Raw genomic sequence first — 6,917 nt, forward strand, 5'->3', positions numbered from 1 at the left:
GGTAGTCGGCGTAGCGGCGCGGCATACCGGCGTCACCCAGCCAGTGCTGGATCAAGAATGTGGTGTGAAAACCGATGAAGGTCAACCAGAAGTGCAGCTTGCCCAACCGCTCGTCGAGCAGCCGGCCGGTCATCTTCGGGAACCAGAAGTAGATACCGCCGAAGGTGGCGAACACGATGGTGAAGAACATCACGTAGTGGAAGTGTGCGACCACGAAATAGCTGTCGGTGACGTGGAAGTCCAGCGGCGGGCTGGCCAGCAGCACACCGGTCAGCCCACCCGCGAGGAAGGTCACCGCAAAGCCGACCGCGAACAGCATCGGCGTCTCAAAGGTCAACTGACCCCTCCACATGGTGCCGACCCAGTTGAAGAACTTGATCCCGGTCGGCACGGCAATCAGATAGGTCATGAACGAAAAGAACGGCAGCAGAACGGCTCCGGTGGCGAACATGTGGTGCGCCCACACCGCGGTCGACAACGCGGCGATCGACATCGTCGCGTAAACCAGCGTGGTGTAGCCGAAGATCGGTTTACGGGAGAATACCGGGAAGATCTCGGTGACGATGCCGAAGAACGGCAGCGCGACAATGTAGACCTCGGGGTGGCCGAAGAACCAGAACAGGTGCTGCCACAGGATCGCCCCGCCGTTGGCCGCGTCATAGACGTGGGCGCCCAGGTGCCGATCGGCGGCCAGCCCGAGCAGCGCCGCGGTCAGCAGCGGGAAGACCATCAGCACCATGATCGAGGTGATCAGGACGTTCCAGGTGAAAATCGGCATCCGGAACATCGTCATACCGGGTGCGCGCATGCAGACCACCGTGGTGATCATGTTGACCCCGCCGAGGATGGTGCCCAGACCGGCGACCACCAGCCCCATGATCCACAGGTCACCGCCGGCACCGGGTGAATGCACAGCGTCACTCAGTGGCGTGTAGGCGGTCCAGCCGAAGTCGGCGGCGCCGCCCGGGGTGATGAACCCGGCCATCGCGATCAGCGCGCCGAACAAGAACAGCCAATACGAAAACGCGTTGAGCCGCGGGAAAGCGACATCGGGTGCGCCGATCTGCAGCGGCAGCACCAGGTTGGCGAAGCCGAACACGATCGGGGTGGCATAGAACAGCAGCATGATCGTGCCGTGCATGGTGAACAGCTGGTTGAACTGCTCGTTCGACAAGAACTGCAGACCCGGCGCGGCCAGCTCGGTGCGCATCAGCAGTGCCAGCAATCCGCCGATGAAGAAGAAGGCGAAGCAGGTGGCGACATACATGATCCCGATCAGCTTGTGATCGGTGGTGGTCACCAGCTTGTAAAGCAGGTTGCCCTTCGGGCGGATTCGGGCCGGGAAGGGACGACCGGCCTCGAGTTCTCCCAGTGGGGGCGCTTCGGTTGTCAAGAGCTCCTCCAAACCTCGGGCAACCGGGAACTTGGGTGAATCCTAGCGCCCAAGTCGGCCCATGTAGGCCGGGGTCCTACAAACTGTCGTAATTGGTACACCGGCCGGGTGTTAGCGTCGAGCCCGTGCTTTTCCGTGGTATGCGCGCCCCGCGGGCCGCTGCCGAAGCGGTGACGGCAATTTCGGTCGCGATGTGCCTCGGTTGCGCACCCGGGGGTACGCCATCGCCGTCGACGTCGGTCATCACCAGCACTACCCAGATCGCCGGGGCAGGGGTTTTGGGCAACCAGCGCAAACCCGACGAATCCTGCGCGCCACAGCCCGCCGCCGCGGATCCGGGCTCACCGATGCGGCCGGCCCACAACGCGGCCGGGGTGGACCCGCAGGTGACCGACGTGCACGCCGACCCGCAGCGGATCGTGGTTCTCTCCGGCGATGCCCTCGACACGCTGTGCGCGCTGGGACTGCAGTCGCGCATCGTGGCCGCGGCCCTGCCCGACGGTGCCTCAAGCCAGCCCTCTTACCTGGGTGCGGTCGTGCACGGGCTGCCCGGCGTGGGCACCCGCAGCACTCCCGACCTGGCCGGCATTGCAGCCGCGAAACCAGATCTGATCCTGGGCTCGGTGGCGCTGACGCCCAAGCTGTACCCGCAGCTGGCGACGATCGCCCCGAGTGTGTTCACTGCGGCGCCGGGAGTGGCCTGGGAGGACAACCTGCGCGGCGTCAGCGCCGCCACCGGGCGCACCCGCGCCGGCGGTGCGCTGATCAACGACTTCGCCGCCAAGGCCAGCGAGACCGGCGCGGCGCACGACGCGGCCCACTACCAGGCGTCGATCGTGCAGTTCACCGAGAAGACGTTGCGGGTGTACGGCGAGGAAAACTTCCCCGCCGGCGTGCTGAGGAGCGTCGGCGTCGACCGACCCGCCTCGCAACGCTTCACCGACAAGCCGTACCTCGAGATCGGCTGTACCGACGCCGATCTCACCCGCGACCCCGATTTCTCCGCTGCCGACGCCGACATCGTGTACGTGTCGTTCGCCTCGGCGGGCGCCAAGGACCGCGCCCCCATCATCTTGGACAGCGATTCGTGGCGGAAGTTGTCCGCCTACCGCGACAACCGGGTGTTCATCGTCAACAACGAGGTGTGGCAGACCGGGCAGGGTGTGGTCGCGGCCCGAGGCATCGTCGACGACCTGCGCTGGGTCAACGCCCCGATCAACTGAGCGCGCTGTGGCCTTCCGAGTTTCGCCGAAACTTAACCGATTGCGAGTCGCGTCGGCGTGTCGTCGCAACTGGTTCAGTGTCGCGACGGCCGGGCGGGCGCCCCGCCTTGTGACTTTGGCCTCACGGGAACCTCACCAGCAGGAATATATAGCTTACCTATGCTAAAGTTCTTGATATCCCCCTAAACTCTGATACCGAAACACGCGCACGTTAAGAGGGTTAGCAATGAGCACTGTTTCCGCATACGCCGCCACGTCGGCGACCGAACCACTGACCAAGACCACCATCACCCGTCGCGACCCAGGCCCGCACGACGTGGCCATCGAGATCAAGTTCGCCGGGATCTGCCATTCGGACATCCACACCGTCAAAGCCGAATGGGGGCAGCCGAATTACCCGGTGGTCCCCGGCCACGAGATTGCGGGCGTCGTTACCGCGGTCGGTGCCGAGGTCACCGGGCACAAGGTGGGCGACCGCGTCGGGGTGGGCTGTTTCGTGGACTCCTGCCGCGAATGCAGCAGTTGCCTGGCCGGGCTTCAGCAGTACTGCACGGGCGGGGGCATGATCACCACCTACAACAACGTCGGCCGCGACGGCCAGCCGACCTACGGTGGCTACAGCCAGGCGATCGTCGTCGACGAGAACTATGTGCTGCGCATCCCGGACGCGTTGCCGCTGGACGCCGCGGCGCCGCTGCTGTGCGCTGGTGTCACGCTGTATTCGCCGCTGCGGCATTGGAATGCGGGGCCCGGCAAGCGGGTTGCGGTGATCGGCCTGGGCGGGCTCGGGCACATGGGCGTCAAGCTGGCTACCGCGATGGGCGCCGACGTGACGGTGCTGTCCCAGTCGCTGAAGAAGATGGAAGACGGCCTGCGGCTGGGTGCCAGCCACTACCACGCGACCTCGGACCCGGCCACCTTCAAGAAGCTGCGCAACAGCTTCGATCTGATCCTGAACACCGTCTCGGCCAACCTGGATCTCGGTGAGTACCTAAAGCTGCTTGACGTCGACGGCACGCTCGTCGAACTCGGCATCCCCGAGCAGCCGATGCCGGTGCCGGCATTCGCGCTGGCGCTGATGCGCCGCAGTCTGACCGGGTCGAACATCGGCGGCATCCCCGAAACCCAGGAGATGCTGGACTTCTGCGCCGAGCACAATGTGACACCCGAAATCGAGGTCATCGAGGCCGACTACGTCAACGAGGCCTACGAGCGGGTGCTGGCCAGCGACGTGCGCTACCGATTCGTCATCGACACGGCGACCCTCTAAGAACCTTCGAGGTCGTCGGCCTCCTCGGCGTCGATGCCGGCCAGCGGCCAGCCCGCCGCGGCCAGTGTGCCGGCGACTCGCCTGATGTTTGCCGGCCCGGCATCGTACTGGGTCATGTCTGAAATGAACTGGGCGATCTCGTCGTCACCAATCTCCCCGTCTTCCAAGGCTTTTGAGTCGGTAGCGGTGAGGTTATGCACGACCTCGACGACCTGGTCCTCGGTCAGTGGAGTGTTGCGCAGCAGCGCCAGCAACGGCACCCGGTCGGGCCCGGGAACGCCATCAGGGTAGCCGGCCTGCAACCAGCGCAACACGGAGCTGAGAAACGATGTGGTGGCCACGACGTCAAGTGTCGCGCCGCCGGGTCGCCGGCGCTACTGACACGCTGGACGGTTCATAAGCTTTCGCGGCGCTCCGCCCAATTGACCCGCTCTCCCCCTCGCCGCTTCGCGGCTGGGGGTTCCCCCACCTCATGGCGCTACGCGCTCTGCATCGTCGTGGGGCTCGCAAGTTTCCACGGTGACGTATGGGCTGGCTCAATCCGGCCTGCGGCTGGCTAACCCGGTGCGTATTGCAGCGCCGGCTCCGAGGAGTCCACGTGATCGTTGCTGATGATGGTGAGCCGGTTGGGCCGAACCTCATAGTGGGTGCCGTCGGCGGGGTTGGTGACATCAAATCCGTCCGAGGAGCGGATTGCGTTGGGCAGCTTAATGCTGGCACCGTCGCTAAGCCTCTCGCCGTGATAGTAGAAGTTCCCAGGCGCCGTTTGGCAAACCACCGCAAGTGACTGGGCGGTTCGGATCAGGGCCGCTAGGGAATTTCCGGTGTCGCAGCGGGCCGAATGGCCCACGAAGCCCTGCGAGTCGACTGCTGGCCCGGCCGGATTTGAGGATGAGGTTGTCGCTGGCGATTCGGTGGGCATAGCTTGCGCGACACGGTTCAACATCGTGTTGGCCAAAGTTTCTCCGTAGTCGCCAGCTATCGATGTATCGGTAAAGACGGGGTTTCCTTTATACGATTGCGATATGTCCTGGCATGCCCGGGTTTTGACAACGACGTTGGCGCGCACACCTAGCGCCTATTGACACACCTGGTCGCTGCCGGCTTCGTTGTCGTATCCGGCCATCTTGACGGTGATGAGGTTGTCGCCGACTTGCACGTCGGCCAGGGTCCAAGTATAGCCGCCCTCTCCGTGCCGTTGGCCCATCTGCAGTGCTCGTATCGGTGGCGGGTAAGGGTTTGCGCGATTCGAGCAGGCCTGCCATTGGTTGGTTTGCGAGGCCAGCACGGCCGCGGCCTTTTCGGCGCTGGGAAACACCACGGCGGTCTGTTCGATCTGATCGCCGGTCATGTAGGAGCTGACGTCCAAAGTCTGGTCGCGGATCGCCTCGAATCCGGTGCCCTCGTATACCGATGGTTCGGCTCCGAAGATGACGCCGACGCAGCTGGGCGGATCGACCTGATTGGCGTGGTCGGACATGCCATAGGACGAGTTGGTCACGACCATGTCCGCGTCGTTCTGGCCATGGAATACACCGCCGGTGGTGGTTCTGATCTGGGCCGGGGTTAGCAGCAAGGTGTCGATCGCAGAAGCGGGATAGACCTGCGGCGCGGCTAGCTGCGACGGCGGGGAGGGCGGCGCGGCCAGCTGCGACGTCGCGGAGGGAGGCGATGTCGGTGGCGATGAGCTGCGTCCAAGATGTCCAATGATCGCCGCAATCGCGACGGCAACGAGGATTAGCGCGGAAAGGGCGATTGCCGAACGGAGGGCCAGCATTTGCGTATGGGCCAGCCTGGCTGACCGGTGGGGAGTGCTCGTCGGTGGGCTGACCGGTGGCTTACCTGCAGTGGGGCCTTGCCCGTGGTCGGGATGGCCAGCGGCCTGGGTGCTGGCCAGGATGGTTACGGCCTGATCTTGGTCCGATGCGGTCAGCGCATGGTAGGCGGCTCGGGCGAGTTCTCCGGCGCTGGCGTAGCGATCGTCAGGGTTTTTGGCCATGCCACGGGCGATGACGTCGTCGAACCCGGCTGGGATCTGGGGGCGGTGCTGGCTGGGGCGCGGGATTGGCGCGGTCAGATGCGCGGTGATCAGTGCGGGCAGATCACCGGTGGTATAGGGCGGTGATCCAGTCAGGCACTCATAAAGAACACAGCCCAGTGCGTAGATGTCGGCGCGGTGACTCACCTCGGCGTTACTGAGCCGCTCAGGGCCCATATAGGCAAATGTTCCGACCGTGGTGCCGGAACTGGTCAGCTTTGCATCGGTGGCCGCGTTAGCCAGCCCGAAATCAACCAGGCAAGCGAAATCGTCGGCGGTCAGCAGGATGTTGGCCGGTTTGACATCACGGTGGACCATCTGGTCGGCGTGGGCGGCATCCAGCGCCGCGGCGATCTGGCGCACAATCGCCACGGCCCGTGCGGGACTCAGCGGCTCTCGCCGGGCCAGCACGGTCTGTAAATCGGTGCCCTTGATCAGGCGCATGTCGATGTAGAGTTGCCCATCGATCTCTCCGCATTGGTGGATGGGCACAACGTGTGGCTCATGCAACCGTCCGGCCGCGTGCGCTTCCCGGAACAGCCGGTGTCTAAAAACCGTGTTCTGCGAGTACGCGGGTGCCAGCAGCTTGACCGCCACGATGCGGTCCATCACAGTGTCTTCGGCCTCGTATACCTCACCGAACCCGCCCCGGCCTAGGAGCCGCCTCAGCCGATAGTGCCCAAATTGTGAACCCGCCCGCGAACCCGCGCTGGAGGCGCTAACGGTCGGCTCGTCCAACACACATCACCCCTCAGCCGGCGACGGTGAAATACCGTCCGGACATCAAGTATGCGGTGACCAAGCCAAACGGACGACCAATTTCGATACCCCCACGCCGCCGCACAATCCTGTCCGATCGATCCAGGCCTAGTGGTCCGTCTCAGTTTTGGTTGACTACTTGTCCGAGTTTGGTGCGTGCGCGTTGAACTTTGGCGAGGATGGATTCGGCGGTGGCGGTCCATACGTAGGGTGTGGGATCGGCGTTGTGGGCGT

General features: G+C 64.4%; 6 protein-coding genes and 1 pseudogene. 2 read left to right on the forward strand and 5 right to left on the reverse strand.

What is annotated here, in order from left to right; all coding sequences use genetic code 11:
• The coding region (locus tag ACRDTL_RS12925; protein WP_431507103.1) for a cbb3-type cytochrome c oxidase subunit I at positions 1–1,393 on the reverse strand (1,393 nt) is incomplete at its 3' end.
• A gap of 125 nt (positions 1,394–1,518) precedes the next feature.
• Here ACRDTL_RS12925 and ACRDTL_RS12930 point away from each other — a divergent pair.
• Positions 1,519–2,616 carry an iron-siderophore ABC transporter substrate-binding protein gene (locus ACRDTL_RS12930; protein WP_431507104.1) on the forward strand — a complete coding sequence of 366 codons (1,098 nt, stop codon included), beginning with the start codon at positions 1,519–1,521 and terminating at the stop codon, positions 2,614–2,616.
• Between the two features lie 226 nt (positions 2,617–2,842).
• The gene (locus tag ACRDTL_RS12935; protein ID WP_431507105.1) at positions 2,843–3,886 is read left to right on the forward strand and encodes an NAD(P)-dependent alcohol dehydrogenase; all 1,044 of its coding nucleotides are present in this window, start codon (positions 2,843–2,845) and stop codon (positions 3,884–3,886) included.
• On the opposite strand, the gene ACRDTL_RS12940 is transcribed toward ACRDTL_RS12935, so the two are convergent.
• The 4 genes and pseudogenes from ACRDTL_RS12940 to ACRDTL_RS12955 all read right to left on the reverse strand — a co-directional run.
• Positions 3,883–4,227, reverse strand: coding sequence for a DUF3349 domain-containing protein (locus ACRDTL_RS12940; RefSeq protein WP_431507106.1), 345 nt, complete (start codon positions 4,225–4,227; stop codon positions 3,883–3,885). The two genes, ACRDTL_RS12935 and ACRDTL_RS12940, sit on opposite strands and share 4 nt — an antisense overlap.
• 215 nt (positions 4,228–4,442) lie before the next feature.
• Positions 4,443–4,955 carry a hypothetical protein gene (locus tag ACRDTL_RS12945; RefSeq protein WP_431507107.1) on the reverse strand — a complete coding sequence of 171 codons (513 nt, stop codon included), beginning with the start codon at positions 4,953–4,955 and terminating at the stop codon, positions 4,443–4,445.
• A 9-nt stretch (positions 4,956–4,964) separates the two neighbouring features.
• Complete coding sequence (locus tag ACRDTL_RS12950) at positions 4,965–6,665, reverse strand: serine/threonine-protein kinase PknH/PknJ (RefSeq protein ID WP_431507108.1); 1,701 nt, start codon at positions 6,663–6,665, stop codon at positions 4,965–4,967.
• A 139-nt stretch (positions 6,666–6,804) separates the two neighbouring features.
• Positions 6,805–6,917, reverse strand: a pseudogene (locus ACRDTL_RS12955) (IS630 family transposase); the annotation flags it as partial.

Source organism: Mycobacterium sp. (genome assembly GCF_050700595.1).
Lineage (GTDB): Bacteria > Actinomycetota > Actinomycetes > Mycobacteriales > Mycobacteriaceae > Mycobacterium.